The sequence below is a fragment of the Stenotrophomonas sp. SY1 genome, assembly GCF_021202945.1.
Taxonomy (GTDB): domain Bacteria; phylum Pseudomonadota; class Gammaproteobacteria; order Xanthomonadales; family Xanthomonadaceae; genus Stenotrophomonas.
In genome coordinates, this window is the sequence record NZ_JAJOYR010000001.1 from 2,614,232 (window position 1) to 2,636,265 (window position 22,034).

Annotated in this window: 23 protein-coding genes; 14 read left to right on the plus strand and 9 right to left on the minus strand. The window is 65.6% G+C overall.

The window, feature by feature from the left end; translation table 11 throughout:
* The first annotated feature begins 79 nt into the window (after nucleotides 1–79).
* From LR961_RS11045 to LR961_RS11085, 9 genes are all read left to right on the plus strand, one after another.
* Nucleotides 80–385 (plus strand): hypothetical protein, encoded by a 306-nt coding sequence (locus tag LR961_RS11045; RefSeq protein WP_232148991.1) that lies wholly within the window; start codon nucleotides 80–82, stop codon nucleotides 383–385.
* On the plus strand, nucleotides 382–696 hold the full coding sequence (locus LR961_RS11050; RefSeq protein ID WP_232148992.1) for a hypothetical protein: 315 nt from the start codon (nucleotides 382–384) through the stop codon (nucleotides 694–696). The genes LR961_RS11045 and LR961_RS11050 overlap by 4 nt, the downstream gene beginning before the upstream one ends.
* A gap of 9 nt (nucleotides 697–705) precedes the next feature.
* Nucleotides 706–1,338: an FMN-binding negative transcriptional regulator gene (locus tag LR961_RS11055; protein ID WP_232148993.1), complete on the plus strand. Its 633-nt coding sequence runs from the start codon at nucleotides 706–708 to the stop codon at nucleotides 1,336–1,338.
* Nucleotides 1,339–1,410: 72 nt separating this feature from the next.
* The gene (gene can / locus LR961_RS11060; protein WP_232148994.1) at nucleotides 1,411–2,073 is read left to right on the plus strand and encodes a carbonate dehydratase; all 663 of its coding nucleotides are present in this window, start codon (nucleotides 1,411–1,413) and stop codon (nucleotides 2,071–2,073) included.
* A gap of 244 nt (nucleotides 2,074–2,317) precedes the next feature.
* Complete coding sequence (locus LR961_RS11065) at nucleotides 2,318–2,845, plus strand: 3-hydroxyanthranilate 3,4-dioxygenase (RefSeq protein WP_232148995.1); 528 nt, start codon at nucleotides 2,318–2,320, stop codon at nucleotides 2,843–2,845.
* 64 nt (nucleotides 2,846–2,909) lie between these two features.
* On the plus strand, nucleotides 2,910–4,184 hold the full coding sequence (gene kynU, locus LR961_RS11070; RefSeq protein ID WP_232148996.1) for a kynureninase: 1,275 nt from the start codon (nucleotides 2,910–2,912) through the stop codon (nucleotides 4,182–4,184).
* Nucleotides 4,185–4,202: 18 nt separating this feature from the next.
* Nucleotides 4,203–5,573 (plus strand): NAD(P)/FAD-dependent oxidoreductase, encoded by a 1,371-nt coding sequence (locus LR961_RS11075; protein WP_232148997.1) that lies wholly within the window; start codon nucleotides 4,203–4,205, stop codon nucleotides 5,571–5,573.
* Complete coding sequence (gene sbcB, locus LR961_RS11080; protein WP_232148998.1) at nucleotides 5,573–7,015, plus strand: exodeoxyribonuclease I; 1,443 nt, start codon at nucleotides 5,573–5,575, stop codon at nucleotides 7,013–7,015. The genes LR961_RS11075 and sbcB overlap by 1 nt, the downstream gene beginning before the upstream one ends.
* The gene (locus LR961_RS11085) at nucleotides 7,012–7,698 is read left to right on the plus strand and encodes a DUF2461 domain-containing protein (protein ID WP_232149000.1); all 687 of its coding nucleotides are present in this window, start codon (nucleotides 7,012–7,014) and stop codon (nucleotides 7,696–7,698) included. Before sbcB ends, LR961_RS11085 begins: the two co-directional genes overlap by 4 nt.
* Before the next feature lie 604 nt (nucleotides 7,699–8,302).
* Here the strand turns inward: LR961_RS11085 and LR961_RS11090 are convergent.
* The 5 genes from LR961_RS11090 to efp all read right to left on the minus strand — a co-directional run bounded on the left by LR961_RS11090 (nucleotide 8,303) and on the right by efp (nucleotide 12,490).
* Nucleotides 8,303–8,986, minus strand: a complete 684-nt coding sequence (locus tag LR961_RS11090; protein ID WP_232149002.1) for a squalene/phytoene synthase family protein — start codon at nucleotides 8,984–8,986, stop codon at nucleotides 8,303–8,305.
* A gap of 24 nt (nucleotides 8,987–9,010) precedes the next feature.
* A complete protein-coding gene (locus LR961_RS11095; RefSeq protein WP_232149004.1) occupies nucleotides 9,011–9,700 on the minus strand; it encodes a phosphoglycolate phosphatase in 690 nt (229 codons plus the stop codon).
* Nucleotides 9,697–10,425, minus strand: a complete 729-nt coding sequence (gene ubiG / locus LR961_RS11100; RefSeq protein ID WP_232149329.1) for a bifunctional 2-polyprenyl-6-hydroxyphenol methylase/3-demethylubiquinol 3-O-methyltransferase UbiG — start codon at nucleotides 10,423–10,425, stop codon at nucleotides 9,697–9,699. The genes LR961_RS11095 and ubiG overlap by 4 nt, the downstream gene beginning before the upstream one ends.
* Nucleotides 10,426–10,462: 37 nt before the next feature.
* On the minus strand, nucleotides 10,463–11,800 hold the full coding sequence (locus LR961_RS11105; RefSeq protein ID WP_232149012.1) for a TRZ/ATZ family hydrolase: 1,338 nt from the start codon (nucleotides 11,798–11,800) through the stop codon (nucleotides 10,463–10,465).
* A 123-nt stretch (nucleotides 11,801–11,923) separates the two neighbouring features.
* Entirely contained in the window at nucleotides 11,924–12,490 is a 567-nt protein-coding gene (efp, locus tag LR961_RS11110; RefSeq protein ID WP_232149013.1) for an elongation factor P, read from the minus strand.
* A 100-nt stretch (nucleotides 12,491–12,590) separates the two neighbouring features.
* Between efp and epmB the strand changes: the two genes are divergently transcribed.
* Nucleotides 12,591–13,628, plus strand: coding sequence for an EF-P beta-lysylation protein EpmB (epmB, locus tag LR961_RS11115; RefSeq protein ID WP_232149014.1), 1,038 nt, complete (start codon nucleotides 12,591–12,593; stop codon nucleotides 13,626–13,628).
* Nucleotide 13,629: 1 nt separating this feature from the next.
* On the opposite strand, the gene LR961_RS11120 is transcribed toward epmB, so the two are convergent.
* The 3 genes from LR961_RS11120 to LR961_RS11130 all read right to left on the minus strand — a co-directional run bounded on the left by LR961_RS11120 (nucleotide 13,630) and on the right by LR961_RS11130 (nucleotide 17,508).
* Entirely contained in the window at nucleotides 13,630–15,777 is a 2,148-nt protein-coding gene (locus LR961_RS11120; RefSeq protein ID WP_232149015.1) for an EAL domain-containing protein, read from the minus strand.
* Nucleotides 15,774–16,658 carry a phosphate/phosphite/phosphonate ABC transporter substrate-binding protein gene (locus LR961_RS11125; RefSeq protein WP_232149017.1) on the minus strand — a complete coding sequence of 295 codons (885 nt, stop codon included), beginning with the start codon at nucleotides 16,656–16,658 and terminating at the stop codon, nucleotides 15,774–15,776. Before LR961_RS11125 ends, LR961_RS11120 begins: the two co-directional genes overlap by 4 nt.
* Before the next feature lie 94 nt (nucleotides 16,659–16,752).
* The gene (locus LR961_RS11130; RefSeq protein ID WP_232149023.1) at nucleotides 16,753–17,508 is read right to left on the minus strand and encodes an RNA methyltransferase; all 756 of its coding nucleotides are present in this window, start codon (nucleotides 17,506–17,508) and stop codon (nucleotides 16,753–16,755) included.
* A 121-nt stretch (nucleotides 17,509–17,629) separates the two neighbouring features.
* On the opposite strand from LR961_RS11130, the gene LR961_RS11135 reads away from it, so the two are divergent.
* Complete coding sequence (locus tag LR961_RS11135) at nucleotides 17,630–18,457, plus strand: inositol monophosphatase family protein (RefSeq protein WP_232149025.1); 828 nt, start codon at nucleotides 17,630–17,632, stop codon at nucleotides 18,455–18,457.
* 250 nt (nucleotides 18,458–18,707) lie between these two features.
* Here the strand turns inward: LR961_RS11135 and htpX are convergent, their stop codons facing one another.
* Nucleotides 18,708–19,574, minus strand: a complete 867-nt coding sequence (htpX, locus tag LR961_RS11140) for a protease HtpX (protein ID WP_232149026.1) — start codon at nucleotides 19,572–19,574, stop codon at nucleotides 18,708–18,710.
* 96 nt (nucleotides 19,575–19,670) lie between these two features.
* On the opposite strand from htpX, the gene gluQRS reads away from it, so the two are divergent.
* From gluQRS to phaR, 3 genes are all read left to right on the plus strand, one after another.
* Nucleotides 19,671–20,558, plus strand: a complete 888-nt coding sequence (gluQRS, locus tag LR961_RS11145; RefSeq protein WP_232149027.1) for a tRNA glutamyl-Q(34) synthetase GluQRS — start codon at nucleotides 19,671–19,673, stop codon at nucleotides 20,556–20,558.
* A gap of 56 nt (nucleotides 20,559–20,614) precedes the next feature.
* Entirely contained in the window at nucleotides 20,615–21,355 is a 741-nt protein-coding gene (locus LR961_RS11150; RefSeq protein WP_232149028.1) for a beta-ketoacyl-ACP reductase, read from the plus strand.
* Between the two features lie 150 nt (nucleotides 21,356–21,505).
* Nucleotides 21,506–22,024: a polyhydroxyalkanoate synthesis repressor PhaR gene (phaR, locus tag LR961_RS11155; protein WP_232149029.1), complete on the plus strand. Its 519-nt coding sequence runs from the start codon at nucleotides 21,506–21,508 to the stop codon at nucleotides 22,022–22,024.
* Nucleotides 22,025–22,034: the final 10 nt, after the last annotated feature.

The window sequence follows — 22,034 nt, forward strand, 5'->3', positions numbered from 1 at the left end:
AGGAACCGGCAAAGGCGACGTCATTGCACGAACCCGCAGTTCATCCGTTCCTGGTTTCCGCTCACCGGCCTGTGGCCGCATGACGCTGTTCCTGGCCCTGTGCTTCGTCGGCGTGGCCATCGCCGGGCTCAGCGCGTTCCTGATCTTCTGGCCGCTGACCCTGGTTCACATCCGCGACCGGCATCCGGCACTGGCATCGGAATTCGGTGCCGGCGCCTTCCTCAAGCCCGACAGCCTGCGCTGGCTGCTGGGCGGTGGCTTCAACCGCATCGCCGACCACTCCCTGTCCGGCCTGGCCACGCCCGCACGCATTGCCTTGCTGGTCATGCTGGGTGGCCTGGGCATGGCGTTGGCGCTCTGGCTCTACTCCCTGGCATTGAAATGAACGACTTCGACACCCCCATCGACCAGTGGTGGCTGGCCCAACTCGGCAACACCCTGATCTGGGCACGCCTGCGCGTGCGTCCGGCTGGTACCGCCGAGGTTCTGGACAGCGACGGCAACACGCTCAGCTACGACAGCGAGGACACGGCCCGCGCGCAGTTGTTCGACGCCGAATTCGTCGCCTATGACGGCCTGGACGAGGAAGACGCACTCATGCGCGGCTTCTCGTTGCACGAAGTGCAGCCGCCGCAGGCCGAAAGCGATGAGGCACTGCACGGACGCATGGTCCAGTTGCTCGGCGCACGCGCCTGAGGCCACACCATGTTCAGCCCCCGCGCCTTCGCCGAAACCGACCTGCGCTGGCTGGACCGTCTGTTCGCGCGTGATCCGTTCGTAACCCTGCTGACGGTGGGCGCCGATGGCCTGCCCGAGGCCAGCCGCCTGCCGGTGCTGTACCGCCGCCGGGATCAGCACATCGAGCTGTCCGGCCACTGGGCCAGGCCCAATCCACAGGCCCGCCGAACCGGTCCTGCCAAGGTGCTGGTGGATGGCCCACATGGCTACGTATCGGCCAGCTGGTATCTGGACAAGGAAAGCGCTGCGCGCGTGCCGACCTGGAACTACGCGGCAGCCGAACTGGTAGGCCAACTGCACACCTTCACCGACGAGGCCGCACTGAGCGAGCTGATGCAGCAGATCAGCGATTCGTTTGAAGCCAGCGTCGGCCAGGCATGGCAGTTCGAACCGGAACGTGACGACCACCGCCGCCAGCTGCGCGGAATCGTCGGCTTCCGCTTCAGCGTCGAGCAGGCGCAGATCACCGCCAAGCTCAGCCAGAACCACCCCGAGGCCAACCAGCTGGCGGTGATCGAGGCGCTTGATGCGCTGAGTTCCGCCCGCGCCAGTGAACTGGCGCAATGGATGCGCCTGCACCGCGCCGCAGCGGACGGCTGATCCGCCCCGTTTCCCGCGACGTCGCTCTGCGTGAGCGGCGCCTCCCCGCACACGATCGCAAGGAAACCACCCATGACCGACATCCCCAAGCTGCTCCAGAACAACCGCAACTGGGCCGAACGCATCCTCAAGGAAGATCCTGAGTTCTTCCACGAACTGGCCAAACAGCAGAACCCTGAGTACCTGTGGATCGGTTGCTCGGATTCGCGCGTGCCGGCCAACCAGATCATCGGCATGCCGCCCGGCGGCGTGTTCGTACACCGCAACGTCGCCAACGTGGTGGTGCATACCGATCTGAACTGCCTGAGCGTGATCCAGTTCGCCGTGGACCAGCTCAAGGTCAAACACATCCTGATCGTCGGCCATTACGGCTGTGGCGGTGTGCATGCCGCACTCAACAACACCCGCGTGGGCCTGGCCGACAACTGGCTGCGTCATGTCGGCGACGTGGCACAGAAGCATTCGGACATCCTCAACAACATCGAGGAGCCGGAGATCCGCCATGCCCGCCTGTGCGAGCTCAACGTGATCGAGCAGGTGGTCAACCTGTGCAACACCACGGTCATCCAGGATGCCTGGGGCCGCGGCCAGAAACTGTTGATCCACGGCTGGGTCTACAGCCTGCGTGACGGCCTGGTGCGCGAAATGGGCATCGACGTCGGTAGCCCCGAAGAGCTGGAACCGGCCTATCAGAAGGCGTTGTCGCACGTGCCACGCAAGGGCAAGCGCGACTGAGTCCGTTGGCCTCCGCTTGAACCCCTCTTCCGTGAATGGCGAGGGGTTCTGGCACGGGCAAGGCGAAGCAATCTCACCTTCAACCTCCAATGCTGGTGAAGGTAGTTCACCAAACCGGCGCGTGGCGACGCGTTCACCAGCACAACGCCTCAAGGTGAATTGGGGCGCCCCCTTATCCGCCCCTTCGGGGCACCTTCTCCCGCAGGCGTGAGAAGGGACAGCTCAAAGCCAAGGCAAGGTTCCCATGCTCGCAATGCCCATCAACCTGCACGCCTGGATCGAAGAGCACCGTCACCTGCTGAAACCGCCGGTCGGCAACAAGATGATCGAGAACGGTGACTTCATCATCATGGTGGTGGGCGGCCCCAACAACCGCAGCGACTTCCATTGGGACGAAGGCCCGGAGTGGTTCCATCAGCTCGAAGGTGAAATGGTGCTGCGGGTACAGGAAAACGGTGCGGTACGCGACATCCCGATCCGCGCTGGCGAGATATTCCTGCTGCCTCCGCGCGTGCCGCACTCGCCGCAGCGCATGCCCGGCTCGGTCGGCCTGGTGGTAGAGCGCAAGCGGCTGGAGCATGAACTGGATGGATTCATGTGGTTCTGCCCCAACTGCAACCACAAGATCTACGAAGAGTTCTTCCCGCTGAAGAACATCGAAACCGATCTACCCAAGGTATTCGACCGGTTCCATTCGTCACTGGAAAACCGCACCTGCACGCAGTGCGGCACGGTGCATCCGCTGCCGCAACCGGTTGCCAGCGAAAGCTGAGCACGGGCGGCAGGCAGGCCCGGGCGGGTACACTGCGGAATCATTCTCGACACGCCCGCCACCGATGAACGAAACCCTGTCACTGGCTCACGCCACCGCACTTGATGCTGCCGATCCGCTGCGCCATCTGCGCGGGCAGTACCTGATCCCGCAGCACAACGGCGCTGACCAGACCTACTTCGTCGGCAACTCGCTGGGCCTGCAGCCCAAGGGCGCGAAGGCAATGGTGCAGGAAGTGATGGACCTGTGGGCGAGCATCGCCGTGGAAGGCCATTTCACCGGGCCCACCCACTGGATGAACTATCACCGTCTGGTGCGTGATTCGCTGGCCCGCGTGGTCGGCGCGCTGCCCGGCGAAGTGGTGGCTATGAACACGCTGAGCGTGAACCTGCACCTGATGATGGTCAGCTTCTACCGGCCCAGCCAGCAGCGCCCGGCCATCCTGATGGAAGCCGGCGCGTTCCCGACCGACCGTCATGCGGTCGAAGCGCAGATCCGCTTCCACGGCTTCAATCCGGAAACAGATCTGATCGAAGTACAGCCCGATGAAGCCAACGGCACCATTTCGATGGCTGCGATCGAGCGCGCCATCGCTGAACATGGCGCGCGCGTGGCGCTGGTGCTGTGGCCCGGCGTGCAGTACCGCACCGGCCAGGTGTTCGACTTGGACGCCATCACCCGGCTCGCCCGCGCGCAGGGCGCCAACATCGGTTTCGACCTGGCCCACTCGGTCGGCAACGTGCCGCTGGCGCTGCATGACATCGCGCCGGACTTCGCCGTGTGGTGCCATTACAAGTACCTCAACGCAGGCCCTGGCGCGGTGGCCGGCTGTTTCGTGCACGAGCGCCACGCCAATGACACCTCGCTGCCGCGTTTCGCCGGCTGGTGGGGCCATGAGCAGGCCACCCGCTTCCAGATGGCGCCGCAGTTCGTGCCGGAGCTGGGTGCCGAAGGCTGGCAGCTGAGCAATCCGCCGGTGCTGGGCCTGGCACCGCTGCGCGCGTCTCTGGCGCTGTTCGACGAGGCCGGCATGCCGGCGCTGCGCGACAAGTCGCTGCAACTGACCGGCTACCTGGAAACGATGGTGCGTGCGCGTCTGGCCCCGGTGCTGGACATCATCACCCCGGCCGAACCGGAGCGTCGTGGCTGCCAGCTTTCGCTGCGCGTCAGCGGTGGTCGTGCGCAGGGGCGCTCGCTGTTTGAATACCTGCAGGCGGCCGGCGTGCTGGGCGACTGGCGCGAGCCCGATGTGATCCGCATCTCGCCCACGCCGATGTACAACGGCTATGGCGACATCCACCGCTTCGTCGAAGAAGTGGAACGCTGGGCCGCGGCCTGAGCCAACGGACGTATTGAATTGAACTCCCCCACCCCACGCAGCCTCACCATCATCGGCGCCGGCCTTGCCGGCTCCCTGCTTGCCATCCTGCTGGCCCGGCAGGGCTGGAGCATCACCATCTACGAACGGCGCGGCGACCCGCGCGTTGCCGACTACGAGTCCGGCCGCTCGATCAACCTAGCCCTGGCCGAACGTGGCCGCAACGCGCTGCGCCAGGCCGGCGTGGAAGATGCGGTGATGGCGCGCACGGTGATGATGCGCGGGCGCATGGTGCATCCACGCGGCGGTGGCGGTGAGCTGCAACGCTATGGCCGCGATGACAGCGAAGTCATCTGGTCGGTACACCGCAAGGACCTCAACGTCACCTTGCTGCAACTGGCTGAAGATGCCGGTGCCCGCTTCCATTTCCACCGGCGTTTGCACACGGTTGATTTCGACGCAGGCTACGCGCGTTTCATCGATGACCGTGATGACTCGCCGCACGACATCCACTTCAACACGCCGCTGATCGGTGCCGACGGCGCCGGTTCGGCGCTGCGCGCGGCGATGAACCGCAAGGCGCCATTGGGCGAGCGCATCGATTTTCTCGATCACTCCTACAAGGAACTGGAAATCCCGCCCGGCCCGAATGGCAGTTTCCAGATCGAAGGCAATGCGCTGCACATCTGGCCGCGCGGCCGTTACATGTGCATTGCCCTGCCCAACGACGAAGGCACCTTCACCGTCACCCTGTTCCTGCCCAACGAAGGCGAGCCGAGCTTTGCCAACGTGCGCAGCGGCGCCGAGGCCGAAGCGCTGTTCCAGCGCGAGTTCCCCGATGCGTTGGCGCTGATTCCCAACCTGCGCAGCGATTGGGAGCAGCATCCGCCGGGCCTGCTGGGCACGCTGTATCTGGACCGCTGGCATCAGTCCGGCAAGGCGGTGCTGATCGGCGATGCCGCCCATGCGATGGTGCCGTTCCATGGCCAGGGCATGAACTGTGCCTTCGAGGACTGCGTGGTGCTGGCACGCAAGTTGGCCGAGAGTGCGGATACCGCGCAGGCGTTCGCCGCGTTCGAAGCCGAGCGCAAACCCAATGCCGCTGCCATCCAGCAGATGGCGCTGGACAACTATCTGGAGATGCGTGACCGCGTCGCCGACCCGGCATTCCTGCTGCAACGCGAGCTGGAGCAGGCCTTGCAGGCGCGCTGGCCAACCCGCTTCGTGCCGCATTACACGATGGTCACCTTCCTGCACACCCCGTATGCGCTGGCACTGGAACGCACCCGCATCCAGCAGCGCATCCTGACCGAAGCAACCGCGGGCCACGACAGCCTCGAACATATCGACTGGGCAGCACTTGAGCAGCAGGTGCATGCGCAGTTGCCGGTCCTTGAAGGAGCACACTGATGGCCGAAAGCTTCCTGTTCTACGACCTGGAAACCTTCGGCCAGGACCCGCGCCGCACGCGCATCGCCCAGTTCGCAGCAATCCGCACCGATGAGCAGTTGCAGCAGATCGACGAGCCCGTCAGCTTCTACGTCAAGCCGGCCGACGACCTGCTGCCCTCGCCCATCGCCACGCTGATCACCGGCATCACCCCGCAGCACGCGCTGGCCGAAGGTGTCAGCGAGGCAGAAGCGTTCGCCCGCATCCAGGAGCTGATGGCACGGCCGCAGACCTGCACGCTGGGCTACAACACGCTACGCTTCGACGACGAGTTCGTACGCTACGGGCTGTTCCGCAACTTCTACGATCCCTACGAGCGCGAGTGGCGCGGCGGCAATTCGCGCTGGGACCTGCTGGACATGCTGCGCCTGGTGCACGCGCTGCGCCCGGAGGGCATCAACTGGCCCAAGCGCGAAGACGGTGCCACCTCGTTCAAGCTCGAACACCTGGCGCTGGCCAACGATGTGCGCCAGGGCGACGCGCACGAAGCGCTGTCGGACGTGCACGCCACCATCGGCATGGCACGCCGTTTCCGGCAGTCACAACCGCGCATGTGGGAGTACGCGCTGCGCCTGCGCGACAAGCGTTATGTCGCCTCGCTGCTGGATGTCGTGGCGATGCAGCCGGTGCTGCACATCTCGATGCGCTACCCGGCCAGCCGCCTTTGCGCGGCGCCGGTGCTGCCACTGGCGCGGCATCCGCATATCAACAACCGGGTGATCGTGTTCGACCTGGAAGGCGATGTCGATGCGTTGCTCGACCTTCCGGTCGAGGAGATCGCCGCGCGCCTGTACACCCGCGCCGCCGACCTGCCCGAAGGCCAGCAGCGGGTGCCACTGAAGGAAGTCCATCTGAACAAGGTGCCGGCGCTGGTGGCCTGGAACCACCTGCGCGAAGCGGACCTCGAACGGCTGGCCATCAACCCGGCCGAAGTGGAAGCCAAGGCCGCCAAGCTGCGCGCGCTCGGCCCGCAACTGGCCGAAAAGGCCCGCCAGGTGTTCGCACGCGAGCGCGTGGTCGATGGCCCGGTCGATCCGGATGCCTCGCTGTATGACGGCTTCCTTGCCGAAGGCGACAAGGCGCTGCTGGCCAAGGCCCGTACCTGCCCGCCACAGGCACTGGCCGAACTGGAACAACGCCTGCGCGACCCTCGTCTGCCGGAGCTGCTGTTCCGTTACCGCGCCCGCAATCATCCGCAGTCGCTGGACGCTGCCGCGCAGGCACGCTGGGACAACTATCGCCGCGCACGCCTGCTGGAAACCCCCGGTCTCGGCGAGCAGACGCTCCCCGAGTACTTCACCCAGCTTGCCGCGCTGCGCACCGAACATGCGGACAATCCGGCCGCACTGACCCTGCTTGATGCCCTCGACCAATGGGGCCACGACCTGCAGAAGACGCTATGACCACTTACTTCAGCGATGCCAGCTTCAAGTTCCTGCGCGGCCTTGCCCGCCACAACGACAAGACCTGGTTTGCCGAACACAAACAGCAGTACGAAGACCATGTGCGGCAGCCGTTCCTGCGTTTGATCGCCGACCTGCAGCCGGACCTGGCCCAGGTCAGCGAGCATTTCCAGGCCGACCCGCGCACGGTCGGCGGCTCCTTGTTCCGCATCTACCGCGACTCGCGCTTCTCCAGCGACAAGACGCCCTACAAGACATGGCAAGGTGCGCGGCTGTTCCACGAACGCCGCAAGCAGGTGCCGGCGCCGTCGTACTACATCCACCTCGCGCCAGGCGAAAGCTTTGTCGGCGCCGGTATCTGGCATCCGGAACCGGATACGCAACGACGCCTGCGACAATTCATCTTCGACAATCCCGGCAGCTGGAAAGCCGCCGCGCATGCGCCGGCCACCCGCCGTCGCTATGAATTCGAAACCAGCGAAAAGCTGGTCCGGCCGCCGCGCGGATTTCCGGCCGATTTCGAGTTCATCGACGATCTCAAGCACCGCAACTGGGTGCTGTGGCGCTCACTGGACGACACCACCATGACCGGCCCGCGCCTACGCCAGACCCTGGCCAAGGATCTGGCCGCACTGGGCCCGTTCGTCGATTACCTGTGCGCCGCGTTGGATCTGGAGTTCTGATCGACCGGGTAGCACACGCCTCCCAGGAGCACCGTCAGGCGCGGAGCTCCCCTGCATTCGCGTAGGAGCGCCTGCAGGCGCGAAGCCACTGGATTCGACGATCACGGCGCTGCCTGCGAATGCGGATAGCTCCGGCGTTATCGGCCGGATGGGCGCATTCGTCACTGCCAGCTTCGCGGCCAAGGCCGCTCCTACGCAAAGCGGCGCAGTTGGCCCGAACCAAATCCGGCGCCGCTCGAAAAATTACAGAGCCGCCGTTTAGGAGCGACATAAGTCGCGAAGCCGCTGATCTTGAAGATCAAGGCGATGTCGGCAATTGCGCTGCGTGACCGACTCAACCGACGCATTCATTACCGTCAGCTTCGCGGCTTACACCGCTCCTACAGAAATCACACGCGCCGTCGGCAGCGAAGAACTTTGCATTCTCGTAGGAGCGCCTTCAGGCGCGAAGCTACCGGATTCGACGATCACGGCGCTGCCCGCGAATGCGGATAGCTCCGGCGTTACCGGGCGGATAGGCGCATTCGTCATTGCCGGCTCCGCGACATATGCCGCTCCGGCAAGAGCGCGGGACGTCCAACGCCAACAGCTGCGCAGCGAACCCTCAGCCGCGCGCGGCCCACCAGCTGCGCCACAGCAGCAGCGCAGGGCTGGGGTGATACTCACCGCCCTTCAACAAGGCTTGCAGGCGCGCGCGCGCCAGCGATGCGTACAAACGGCGCGGGCGCGGGCCCGCCACGCGCGACGGCCAGGCCGCCAGCAACTGCTGCTGCCACTGGGCATCCTCGCCCACAGCACGCGGCACTGCCGCACCGCCCAGGTCCTGCACGCGTTGGGCCAGGGTCTGGGTCAACACCACATCAGCTGCAGCTTTCGCCGGCTGATCGTTGAACACCACCGCTTCCACCGCCGCGACCGCCGCCGCGTACGCTGCCAGACCTGCACGCGCCTGCGCGGCATCGGCAGCCCGCTCACGTGCATCGATCAGGCCCGGCAGTGCCTCGGCCAGCTGCGCCCACGGTGCACGCACCGGCTCCAGCACGCGACCCAACGGATGCCGCGAACGCTGCCCGTCCCAGCTGCGCAGCTCCTCGCCCCACCAGGCCAGCTTGGCGTCCGACGGGGTCGTATCGCCACTGGCATTGAGCATGTCGTCGAACTCCTGCAGCAAGGCGAACCAGGCCACCGCACGCTCGCGGTGCGCGGGATCGACAAAGCGCTCCACGAAGGTCCATTCCGGCCAACGATCACGCCACTTGTCCAGGAAACTGTCCAGCGCACTACTCACTGCATTACCTCGTCAATCGTTGGATCAGGCCGAAGCCCGTTGGGTGGGCGGCCAGGCGGCCACCTGCCAGAGCTGCTGCGGCAGCTCGCACATCAGATCGGCCTGCCAGGCGACCGGGTCGTCGTTGTCCAGCCGGTAGCCCCACAACGCGGCCACCGACGGCATGCCGGCCGCACGCGCCGCTGCGACATCGCGCTCGTCATCACCGACGTAGACACAGGCACCAGGAGCCACCTTGATCTGCCGCGCGGCCACCTGCAGCGGCAGCGGATGCGGCTTGCGCTCGGCCAGGGTGTCGCCACCGATCAGCACCGCGCAGCGCTGTTCCCAGCCCAGCTGCGGCAGGATCAACCGCGCCAGGTACTCGGGCTTGTTGGTGACGATGCCCCAGGTGCTGCCGGCCTGCTCCAGTGTCTGCAGCAGCGTTTCAATGCCGTCGAACAGGCGCGCGTGGCGGCCGATCAACGATTCGTAGACGTCCAGGAATTCCGGCACCAGCGCATGTCGCTCGCTTTCGGCCATCTGCGGGAATGCCGTCGCCAGCATCGTCCGCGAACCCTTGGACACCACCGGCCGCAGCTGCTCCAGTGGCAATGCATCCATGCCGCGCGCCGCGCGCATGCTGTTGGCGGTGGCGATGAAATCCGGTGCGCTGTCGAGCAACGTGCCGTCCAGGTCGAACAACACCGCCTTCGGGAACACGGCGGCGGTCATGCCTGGTCCGGCTTGACCGCGTAGGCCAGATAGTTGATGCCGGTGTGGCTGCTCAGCCGCGCCCGGTTGCGCCACGGCTCGTAGGCCATGCCGGTGACGTCCTGCAACTGCAGTTCGGCCTCACGCAGCCAGGCACCGAGCTCGGCCGGCTTGATGAATTCCTGGTAGTGGTGCGTGCCCTTGGGCAGCAGACGCGCAATGTACTCCGCGCCCACCACCGCCACCGCGAACGCGGCCGGGGTGCGATTGATCGTGGACAGGAACAGCTTGCCGCCCGGACGCAGCAGGCGCTGGCAGGCGGCGATGATCGCGCCCGGGTCCGGCACGTGCTCCAGCATTTCCATGCAGGTGACCACGTCGAACGCACCCGGCTGCTCGGCGGCCAGATCTTCGGCAGCCTGCACGCGGTAATCCACCTGCACGCCCGACTCCAGGCCATGCAGACGCGCCACCTTGACCAGCTCCGGCGCCAGATCAATGGCCGTCACCTGCGCCCCTTCCTTGGCCAGCGCTTCGCTGAGCAGGCCACCGCCGCAACCGATGTCCAGCACCTTGGCACCACGCAGCGTGGCGCGGTCGGCCACGTACTGCAGGCGCACCGGGTTCAGTGCGTGCAGTGGCTTCTGCGGGCCGTCCGCATCCCACCAGCGGTTGGCCAGTGCGGCGAACTTGTCCAGTTCGGCCTGATCGAAATTGGTGGAGGTGGAAGTTGCGCTCATGTCGATTTCCTCAGGGAGCCGCGTGCGCGGCCCGGCTGCGCCTTCAGGCGCGGATGTTTCGGATGCGGTCGCGCCACTGGCGTGCGTTGGCGGTGATTGCCTGCACATCCATGCCGACCAGTTCGCGCTGGACCAGCTTGGGCTTGCCGGCGATCCACACATCGCTGACCTGGTGGCGGCCAGCGGCGTAGACCAGCTGCGACAACACGTGATGCAGCGGCTGGGTTTCCAGCGCCGACAGGTCCACGCAGGCCAGATCGGCCTGCTTGCCCACTTCGATCGAACCAATCCGGTCACCGAAGCCCAGCGCGCGTGCGCCGCCCAGCGTGGATGCACGCAACGTGGTCGCCGCATCCAACGCGGTGGCGTCATTGGCCACAGCCTTGGCCAGGATGGCCGCGGTGCGGTTCTCGCTGAACATGTCCAGGTCGTTGTTGCTGGCGCAGCCGTCGGTACCGATGGCCAGGTTGACACCGGCACGCACCAGCGCACAGGCCGGGCAGAAGCCCGAAGCCAGCTTCAGGTTGGATTCCGGGCAATGCACCACGCTGACGCCGCGCTCGGCGCACAGGTGGATTTCAGCGTCGGTGAGCTGGGTCATGTGCACCGCGATCAGGCGCTCGTTGACCAGCCCCAACCGGTCCAGGCGCGCCAGCGGCCGCTGGCCGTGCAGCTGGATCGAATCGCTGATTTCCTGCGCGGTCTCGTGCGTGTGCAGGTGGACGCGCACATCCAGCTGGTCGGACAACATCCGCACCCGCTCGAAGTTGGCGTCGTTCACCGTGTACGGCGCATGCGGCGCGAACGCCGTGCCGATCAGCGGGTCACCGCGCCATTGGTCATGCAGTTCGGTCGCACGGGCGAAGTACTCGTCGTCGGTCCTGGCCCAGGCGCTGGGGAAATCGATGATCACCGAGCCCACCAGCGCGCGGAAGCCGTGCTGCTTGTACACGGCGGCCTGCACGTCGGCGAAGAAGTAGTTTTCGTTGGCGCAGGTGGTACCGCCGCGCAGCATCTCGGCAATCGCCAGGGTGGTGCCGTCGGCGACGAATTCCGGACCGATCACAGCTGCTTCCACCGGCCAGATGTGCTCGCGCAGCCAGGTCATCAGCGGCAGGTCGTCGGCGATCCCGCGCAGCAGCGTCATCGGGTTGTGCGTATGCGCGTTGACCAGGCCCGGGATCAACGCCGCGTCCGGGCGCGAAACCACTTCCTTCGCGCTGAAACGGGCACGTGCTTCGGCGCGCGGCAGCACCGCGACGATCACGCCTGCGTTCACCGCGACGGCGTGATCTTCCAGCACCACCGCATGCGGCTCGACCGGAACCACGTAGCCGGCTTCGATCAGAAGGTCACATTGCTGGGGTTGGACTTCACTCACTGGTTTCACCCTCTGTTGCCGGAACACACCGGCGTTTGCGCCGGATGCGAACAGGCGCCGCATCCCCGGCACCGCCAGCGCGAGGCTGTGTGGTGACGGGTGGCGGCGCCTGCATCGTGTTGCTTACTTGACGCGAGCCGAATATTCGCCGGAGCGGGTATCGACGCGGATCACTTCGTCCTGGTTGACGAACAGCGGCACGCGGACCACGGCACCGGTTTCCAGGGTGGCCGGCTTGCCGCCGCCGCCGGAGGTATCACCACGCACGCCCGGGTCGGTCTCGGCGATCTTCAGTTCAACGAAGTTCGGCGGGGTAACGTCGATCGGCGCACCGTTCCACAGCGTGACCACGCAGGACTCTTCGCCCTTGAGCCACTTTTCGGCACCGTTCATGCCGGCCTTGTCGGCCTGCACCTGCTCGAAGGTTTCCGGGTCCATGAAGTGCCAGTACTCGCCGTCGCTGTACATGAAGTTCATGTCGGTATCGACGACGTCTGCAGCGTCCAGCGAGTCGGTCGACTTCATGGTCACTTCCTGCGTGCGGCCGTCCTTGATCAGGCGGTACTTGACGCGGGTGAAGGCCTGGCCCTTGCCCGGCTTGACGTACTCGGTGTCGATGATGACAGCCGGTTGGTTGTTGACCAGGATCTTCATCCCGTTCTTTACGTCGTTCATGCCGTAACTGGCCATGCTGGAGCTCCTGAGGTGGCAAAACCGGCGCGTGTTGCGACCGGCCGGATTAGAATGGAACGCCCGCCAACTGGCGGGGCAACTGTTTTTCTGACCGCCAATGATAACCGCAGCCCCCGTCCTCACTCCAGAAAAAGCCGTCTTGACCCTGCCCAGCGACCGCTGGCAGGCGCACTGGCGGCAGGCCATCCGCGAGCCGGAGCAGCTGCTGGCCGAGCTGGGCCTGGCACCCGCGGACATGGGGGTCAGCGCCGAGGCGCTGGCGCAGTTCCCGTTGCGGGTTCCGCGCAGCTTCGTCGCCCGCATGCGCCACGGCGACCCGGCCGACCCGCTGCTGCGGCAGGTGCTGCCGATCGATGACGAGATGCAGGTGGTGCCCGGATTCAGTTTCGATGCGGTGGGCGACGGCCCGGCCAAGAAAGCCACCGGCGTCATCCAGAAGTACCGCGGCCGCGCCCTGCTGGTGACCACCGGCAGCTGCGCCATCCATTGCCGTTACTGCTTCCGCCGGCACTTCGACTACGCCGGCGAGAACGCCGCCAAGGGCGGCTGGCAGGAAGCGGTGGCGGCCATCGCCGCCGACCCGGATATCGATGAGGTGATCCTCAGCGGTGGCGACCCACTGTCACTGACCACTTCCAAGCTGGCCGAGCTGACCGAGGCGCTGGCCGGCATCGGCCACATCAAGCGCCTGCGCATCCACAGCCGCCTGCCGGTGGTCCTGCCCGAGCGGGTGGACGAGGAACTGGTGCGCTGGCTGGCGGCATTGCCGTGGCCGGTGGCATTCGTGATCCATGCCAACCACGCCAATGAGTTCGATGCGTCGGTGGACGCGGCCCTGTCGCGGTTGCGCGCCAGCGGCGCCCAACTGCTCAACCAGGCAGTCCTGTTGCGCGGGGTCAACGACAACCTCGATGCCCTGGCTGCACTGAGCGAACGCAGCTTCGCCGCCGGCGTGCTGCCCTACTACCTGTACCAGATCGACCGGGTCCAGGGCGTCGCGCATTTCGAGGTCAGCGACGAACAGGCCCTGGCGCTGCACGCCGGGCTGATGGCCCGGCTTTCCGGCTACCTGGTGCCCAAGCTGGTGCGTGAAATTGCCGGCGACAGCAGCAAGCGCCCGCTGCCGACGGCCTGACTCAGCACGGCATAGCCAGCGTTTCGCACTGAAGCAGCTGTACCAGGCCCACCGCATCCAGCGGACGGCCCAGCCAGTAGCCCTGCACCAGATCGCAACCGCGCTGGCTGAGCAACTCGAACTGCGCCTCCTGCTCCACGCCTTCGGCCACCACGGTGATGCCCAAGGCGTGGGCCATGGCGATGATGGCGGTGGTCAGCGCCAGGTCGTCCGGATCACGCTGCATGTCGGCCACGAAACTGCGGTCGATCTTGACCCCGTCCACCGGCACCTGGCGCAGGTGACTGAGGCCTGAGAAGCCAGTGCCGAAGTCATCCAGCCACACCCGCACGCCGGCCCGGTGCAGCTTTTCGAGCAAGGTTGCAGCCAGCATTTCATCGCCGATCAGCGCGGTTTCGGTCAGCTCCAGATGCAGTCGTGATGCTGCCAGGCCAGAAGCGTGCAGGCTGGCTTCCACTTCGTGGATCAGGTCGCCGTTGCGCAGTTGCCGTGGCGACACGTTGACCGAAATGAACAGCTCTTCGCCCCGATCATTGCGTGGCCACTGCGTGGCCTGCTCGCAGGCGGCACGCAGCACCTTCGGCCCCAACGTCTGGATCAGACCGCTCTGCTCTGCCACATCGATGAACACCGACGGCGGGATCGCGCCCAGAGTCGGGTGATCCCAGCGCAGCAGCACCTCGGCACCGACCAAGCTGCGGTCGCGGGTACGGAAGATCGGCTGGTAGACCAGGCGCAATTCGCCACGCCCCCAGGCGCCGCGCAGTTCCTGCTCCAGGTGCACGCGGCGCTCAACCGCATGATCCATCGCCCGGCTGTAATAGCGGAAGCAGTTCTTGCCGGCCAGCTTGGCCTGGTACATGGCGATATCACCATTCTTGAGCAACGCGGTCGCATCCAGCGCGTCCTCGGGGAACAGGGTGATGCCGATCGAACTGCCCAGGAAGATCTCGCGCTGCTGCACCTGCAGCGGCTGCCCCAGCTCCACCACCAGCCGCTCGGCCAACAGCGTGGCTGTCGATGCGGCGTCACGTTCGCCATCGCCGATCAGGATCACGAACTCATCGCCACCGAAGCGCGACAACAACGCGTGTTCGTCCCCGGCCTGCTCCACCGCACTGGCAATGCGCTGGGCGAACTGCAGCAGCGCTTCGTCACCGGCTTCATGCCCCAGCGTGTCGTTGACCCGCTTGAATTCGTCGATATCGATGAACAACAGTGCCAGCGTGCTCTGACTCAGTCGCGCCCGCTGCAGGTGGCCGTCAAGCGCCTCGCGGAACGCCAGGCGGTTGGTCAGCCCGGTCAGCGCATCGGTATAGGCCATCTGTCGCACCTGGCGGTCATGCCGGGCGATGCTCTGGCTCATCCTGCCGAAGGTGCGCAGCAGTTCGCCGATCTCATCGCTGCGCTGGGTGTTCTGTTGCTCCAACTGGTAATCGCCACGCTCGATGCGGTGAGCGGCGTCACCCAGCCAACGGATCGGCCGCACCAGCGTGCGCTGCACGTACAACGCCGTGACGCAGGCCAGCCCGATCAACAGCACCATCAAGACCGATACCCAACCCAGCTGGCGGCGCCAGGTGTCTTCCATGCGCTGGGCCAACAGCTGCATGGTCTCGGCTTCATGGGCATGCACCGGCGCCAAGTCCATGCCGATCCGCAGCCCGCCCAGGCGCTGGTCGCCGATGTACAGCGGCAGGTCCACCTCCAGCACCGCTGATGACTCCTGCACCAGCAGCATTCCGGTGCGCACCGCGGCCTGCGCCAGCGGGTCGCTCATCGGCTGGCCGTAACCGGGCACGTCCACCGAACCGTCATGGATCAGCCGCCCCTCGGGGTCATGCACCAGCACGTAGCTGACCGACTTCTGCCCGGCGGTGTTGCGCACCAACGCGCCGATGGCCGAAAGATCGGAGTAATACAGCGGATTGATGAGCGTTACCGACAGCGCGTCCGCCAGCGCCACACCACGTGCCTTGACACCCTGCTCGAACAGCTCGCCGACCACCTCGCCGCTGCTGCGCAGCACTTCGCGCTGGGCACTGGCCTGGCGGGCCAGCATCAGCATCACGATCAGCACCACCACCGTCAGGGCCAGCCCTGCGGCCAGCAGGAAGCGTGCCTGCAATCCGAAGCGCGGCAACCTCATTCCACTTCCATCCGGACACGCACCAGACCATTGCGCAGTCGCGCCAATGCCTGCTGGCTGGCGGGGTCCACCGCGTAGAACCCTGTGGTCCCGAAGAACTTGGCCAGCGCCGGCCCGGCAAACGGGTCACGACTGGCTTCCAGCAGCACCGCCTGCAGACGTTCGCGCACCGCAGGCTCCAGGTCGGCGCGCACCATCTCGATCGCGCGCGGAATCGGCTCACTGCGGTACAGCACCCGCATGTCGCGGCGGAAGGCCGGCGGCATGCTGCGATCATCATTCCAGTCGATGCTGCTGATCACGCCCGCATCCACGACGCGTTTGTGCACGTAGGTTGAGATGTTCAGCTCCGAGCGCGCGAACACGTAACCCACCGCATCGGCCGCCGGCGCATCGCTGGGTGTGAGCAGGATCTCCGGCTGCACGCCGTGCTCGAGCAGCTCCATGACCGGAACCAGATAGGCGCTGGTGGACAGCGCGCTCTGCATCGCCAGGGTGCGCCCCTTGAGGTCCTCCAGCTCCATCAACGGGCTGTCGCGGCGCACGAAGAACACGCTCTGATAGGCGCTCACGCCGCTGCGCTCGGTCAACAGCAGCGGTCGTGCGTCAGCACGCTGTTGCAGAGCCATCGCGGTGCCGGCGGTTTCGGTCACCCAGTCCACCCGGCCTCGGCGCAGGTAACTGGCCATCTGCTGGGCGTCCTTGGCCATCAGCACCCGGCCCTCGACGATGCCGACGTCACGCATCCGCGGCACCACGTAATCCAACAACGGTTTGAGTTGGTCATAGTGCGACTTCGGATCATCGCTGATCCGCCCCAGTACCAGCACCGTACGCTCTACCGCCCCGACCGCGACCGGCTGTATTGCAGCCAGCCCCAAGACGGCTCCCCAAAGCCATGGAAACACGCGCAAAACGATAACTCCCCTATCGATTCGCCAAGCGTACCGGAAATCACGCTACGTGATGAATCCCTCAGTTTCCGCCCGCGCCGGCCAATCTGGCCATGCGCTGGGCATCGGCCAGGATGCCGCGCAGCAAACGCACTTCCTGCTCGGAAAGGTCGGCCTTCATGAACAACCGGCGCAGCTTGCGCATGGCAGATTCAGGTGCACGGCCCTTGTGGAAGTCGATCTGCTCCAGCGTCTCCCCGAACTGCCCGAACAGGCCTTCCAGCTGCGAATGGCTGGCCGGCTCCTCGCCGTGCTCCGGATCACGCTGCGGCTGCGCCTGCCCTTCCAGGGTCGCCATGCGCACCTCGTAGGCCAGTACCTGCACGGCGGCGGCAAGATTCAGCGAACTGAATTCCGGGTTGGACGGAATATGAACAGCCAGATGGCACAGCTGCAGTTCCTCATTGGTCAGACCGGTGCGTTCACGCCCGAACACGAAGGCAACCTCGGCCGGCTCGGCAGCCTTGGCCACCGCACGCTGTGCCGCCAGTTCCGGCAGCAGCTCCTCCAGTTGCACCCGACGCGCCCGGGCGGTGCAGCCCAGGACCAGCCGGCAGTCGGCTACGGCTTCGGCCAGGGTGGCAACGACCGGTGCCGCGTCCAGCAGATCCTCGGCCCCGGCCGAGCGCCGCAGGGCGAACTCGTCCAACGGCTTTTCCGGGGCTACCAGAACCAGCCTCCCCAGCCCCATCGTCTTCATCGCGCGGGCGGCGGCGCCGATGTTTCCGGGGTGCTGGGTACCGACAAGAACGAAACGGATATGCGCTGCAACGGACATGGATGGCAAAAAATCAGGAGCGGGACAGCTGCTGATGGTAAACTGCGCGGCCGGCCTGTGCGCCGGACCCGCTCTTTTCCCCCGCCAATACCGATCTCTGCCTTCACGGGAGCCTTTCGCCATGCAGAAACCCGCCGTCAACGTCATGGTCAAGGCCGCACGCCTCGCCGGTAACGTCTTGCTCCGCAACATCAACAAGCTCGAAGCCCTGAACGTAGTGCAGAAGGGTCGGATGGATTACGCCAGTGAAGTCGATGGCGATGCGGAAAAGGTCATCGTCAAGGAACTCAAGCGCGCCTATCCCGATTACGGAATCATGGGCGAGGAAGGTGGCGTGCAGGCGGTCAACCGTTACATGTGGGTGATCGACCCGCTGGACGGCACCAGCAACTATCTGCGCGGCTTTCCGCATTACTGCGTGTCCATTGCCCTGGTCGAGAACGGCGAGCCGACCGATGCGGTGATCTTCGACCCGCTGCGCAATGAGCTGTTCACCGCCAGCCGTGGCGCCGGCGCGGTGCTCAATGACCGCCGTATCCGCGTGGCCGACCGCAAGGACCTGGCCGGCACCATGATCCACACCGGCTTCGCCCCGCGCGAACGCGCCCGTGCCAGCACCCAGCTCAAGACCGTCGATGCCCTGCTGGTGCAGGCCGAAGACGTGCGTCGTACCGGCTCGGCCGCGCTCGACCTGGCCTACGTGGCCTGTGGCCGCGCCGACGCCTACTTCGAAGCCGGCGTGAAGGCATGGGACATCGCAGCCGGCGTGCTGCTGGTCCGCGAGGCCGGCGGCAAGGTCTGCAACTACCGTGGTGCCACGCCGGCGCGCATGGATTCGCGTGGCCCGGAAACCCAGCAGATCGTGGCTGGCAACTTGAAGGTCTGCGAGGCGCTGCAGAAGGTGATCGTCAACACCGGCTACGCCGCCGAGTTCGATCCGAAGTTCTGATCGAACGCCAAGCGACTCCTGAAACGGCACCTGCGAAGGTGCCGTTTTTGTTTGTGCTTTGCCTCTGACCGATGGCCAACGAGAGGACCTGGGGTTTTGCCTTAAAGCCGCCGACGCGCCTCCGAGTAGCGGTGCAACCCATCCCCAACCCTGCACGTTGCGCAAGGGAGGGGGCCAAGCGGCGGCCGAGCCAAAACAAAACGCCCGGCACTTGGCCGGGCGTTCTGGTTACAACGTTGATTGAAACCGATCACATCACCGTCGACGAACGCAGCGCGGCGATGCGCTCTTCCAGCGGCGGGTGGCTCAGGAACAGCTTCTTGGCGGTCGAACCGGCGATACCGAAGGCAGCGATCTGCGTCGGCAGCGTGCTCTGGCCGTGGTTGAGCTTCAGGCGCTCCAGTGCGGCGATCATCTTCTGGCGACCAGCAAGCGTCGCACCACCGTGGTCGGCGCGGAACTCGCGGCGACGCGAGAACCACATCGCAATCATCGTGGCGAACAGGCCGAACACCATCTCCAGCACGAACACGATGATGTAGTAGGCAAAGCCACGGCCACCGCCCTCGCGGTTGCCCGACAGCGCACTGTCGATCACGCCGCCGACCACGCGGGCCAGCACGATCACGAAGGTGTTCAGCACGCCCTGCAGCAGCGCCATGGTGATCATGTCGCCGTTGGCGACGTGGGCGATTTCGTGGCCCAGCACCGCTTCGGCCTCGTCTTCGCTCATGTTGTGCAGCAGGCCGGTGGACACCGCCACCAGCGCGTTGTTGCGGTTGGCGCCGGTGGCGAACGCGTTGATTTCCGGTGCCTCGTACACGGCCACTTCCGGCATGCCGATACCGGCGGCCTTGGCCTGGCGCGCCACCGTGTCCAGCAGCCAGCGCTCGGTCGGGTTGCGCGGCTCGGTGATCACCACCGCGCCGGTACCGCGCTTGGCCATGAACTTGGACAGCAGCAGCGAGATGATCGAACCACCAAAGCCGAAGATGGCCGCCATGACCAACAGACCGCTCATCTGCGAGGAATTAACGCCCAGGATGGACATCACGACACTGGCCAGCACCAGCACCGCAAGGTTGGTCAGAAGAAACAGCCCGATTCGGGTAAACATGGCAAACAGATCCGTGCGGATGGGAGTAATGTCTGCCCAATCTGCGGCTCAGACAGGTTGAATTCAAGCAGTAATCTGACCGACGATTCAGCTTCAATGCCTTCCATTCCTTACTGCGGCCGTTTCGCGCCTTCACCGACCGGCCCCCTGCACCTGGGCTCGATGCTGGCCGCCTTTGGCAGCTGGCTGCTGGCGCGCCATGCCGGCGGTCAATGGCTGGTACGGATCGAAGACGTCGACCCGCCCCGCGAAGTGCCCGGCGCTGCCGATACGCAACTTGCCACCCTGGCCGCCTTCGGACTGAATCCGGACGCGCCGGTGCAGTACCAAAGCCGCCGACACGCCCTGTACCGTGCCGCCGCCGATGCGCTGCTGGCGCAGGACAAGGCCTTCCTGTGCCACTGCAGCCGCGCCGACCTGGCCAGCCAGCACGGCGTTCATCGCCATTGCGTGGCCAACCAGAAGCGACCAACCCCGGCCATCCGCCTGCGTGTGGCCGACGGTAGCCACATCACCTTTGACGACGCCCTGCAGGGCCACTTCGCGCAGGACGTGGACCGCGCGGTGGGCGACTTCGTCCTGCTGCGCGCCGATGGCTGCTGGGCCTATCAGCTCGCCGTGGTAGTGGATGATGCCGACCAGCACATCACCCACGTGGTGCGTGGAGCCGACCTGATCGACTCCACCCCCCGCCAGATCCTGCTGCAACAGGCGCTGGGTCTGCCCACGCCGCAGTACCTGCATCTGCCACTGCTGTTGGGCGAAGATGGCCACAAGCTGTCCAAATCGCTCTCCGCCCTGCCGGTCAATGCCAACGCCCCGCTGCCGGTGCTGCGCTGGCTGTGGGCCGCGCTCGGCCAGGCGCCGGCCACGCTCGATGCTGCAACCAGCGTGGCAGAACTGCTGCAACAGGCCGCCGCTGGGTTCGAACCGGCCCGGTTGCGAAAACAATCACTGATCGCCACCGGATCACCCCCCGCCTGAGCGGAGTTTCATTAGAATCGGTGGCTCCCCGCGCCTTCGCCCTGGAGCATTCGCCCATGACATCCCGCGTCGCACTGGTCACCGGTGGCACCGGCGGCATCGGTACCGCCATCTGCCAACGCCTTGCCGACCAGGGCCATCGTGTCGCCACCAATTACCGCAACGCCGAGAAGGCGCAGCAATGGCAACAACGGATGCGCGAACAGGGCTACGACATTGCGTTGTTCCCCGGCGACGTGGCCGACCCGGACAGTGGCCGTGCCCTGATCCAGGCGGTGGAGGCAGAACTTGGCCCGGTGGAGATCCTGGTCAACAACGCCGGCATCACCCGCGACACCACCTTCCACCGGATGAGTGCCGAGCAGTGGCACGAGGTGATCAACACCAACCTCAACTCGGTGTTCAACGTCACCCGCCCGGTGATCGAAGGCATGCGCAAGCGCGGCTGGGGCCGGGTGATCCAGATCAGCTCCATCAACGGCCTGAAGGGCCAGTACGGCCAGGCCAACTACGCCGCAGCCAAGGCCGGCATGCATGGATTCACCATTTCGCTGGCGCGTGAGAACGCCGGTTTCGGCATCACCGTCAACACCATTTCGCCGGGCTATGTGGCCACCGACATGGTGATGGCCGTGCCCGAGGAAGTGCGCGCCAAGATCATTGCCGACATCCCCACCGGCCGCCTCGGCAAGCCGGAGGAAATCGCTTACGCGGTGGCGTTCCTCGTCGCCGAGGAAGCGTCGTGGATCACCGGCTCCAACCTGGACATCAACGGTGGCCACCACATGGGCTGGTAAGCCCAGGCCCCAAGCATGCTGCGCAGGTGCCCAAGCCATGCTGCGCAACATGGAAACAGATCGCCATGCCTTGCAACCTGTACTTTTGGCGGTTGCAAGCCCTGTTGCACTGCGCCATGCTGCGCACCTACCGTGACGAGTGATTGCTTAATGGCTGCGACCCGCATCATCAAGAAGTATCCCAATCGCCGGCTCTACGACACCGAGATTTCCAGTTACATCACCATTGAAGACGTGCGCCAGCTGATCCTGGATGGCGAGGACTTCGAAGTGCGCGACGCCAAGAGCGGCGACGACCTCACCCGCTCCGTGCTGCTGCAGATCATCGCCGACAAGGAACAGGACGGTGAGCCGATGCTCTCCACCCAGCTGCTGAGCCAGCTGATCCGTTTCTATGGCGACTCGCTGCAGGGCTTCATGGGCAATTACCTGGAGCGCAGCATGCAGGTGTTCCTGGACCAGCAGCAGCAGTTCCGCCAGCAGATGGGCAGCCTGCTCGGGCAGACGCCGTGGGCGATGATGAACCAGCTCACCGAGCGCAACCTGGAGCTGTGGCAGGAATTCCAGCGCAACATGGGTGCCGGTTTCGGCCGCCCGCCGGCTCCCGGCACCAAGCCGCCGGAGCCGCCGCCGACAACCACGGGCGGCAAGACCCGCGGCAATCGTTGAACGCAGAAAA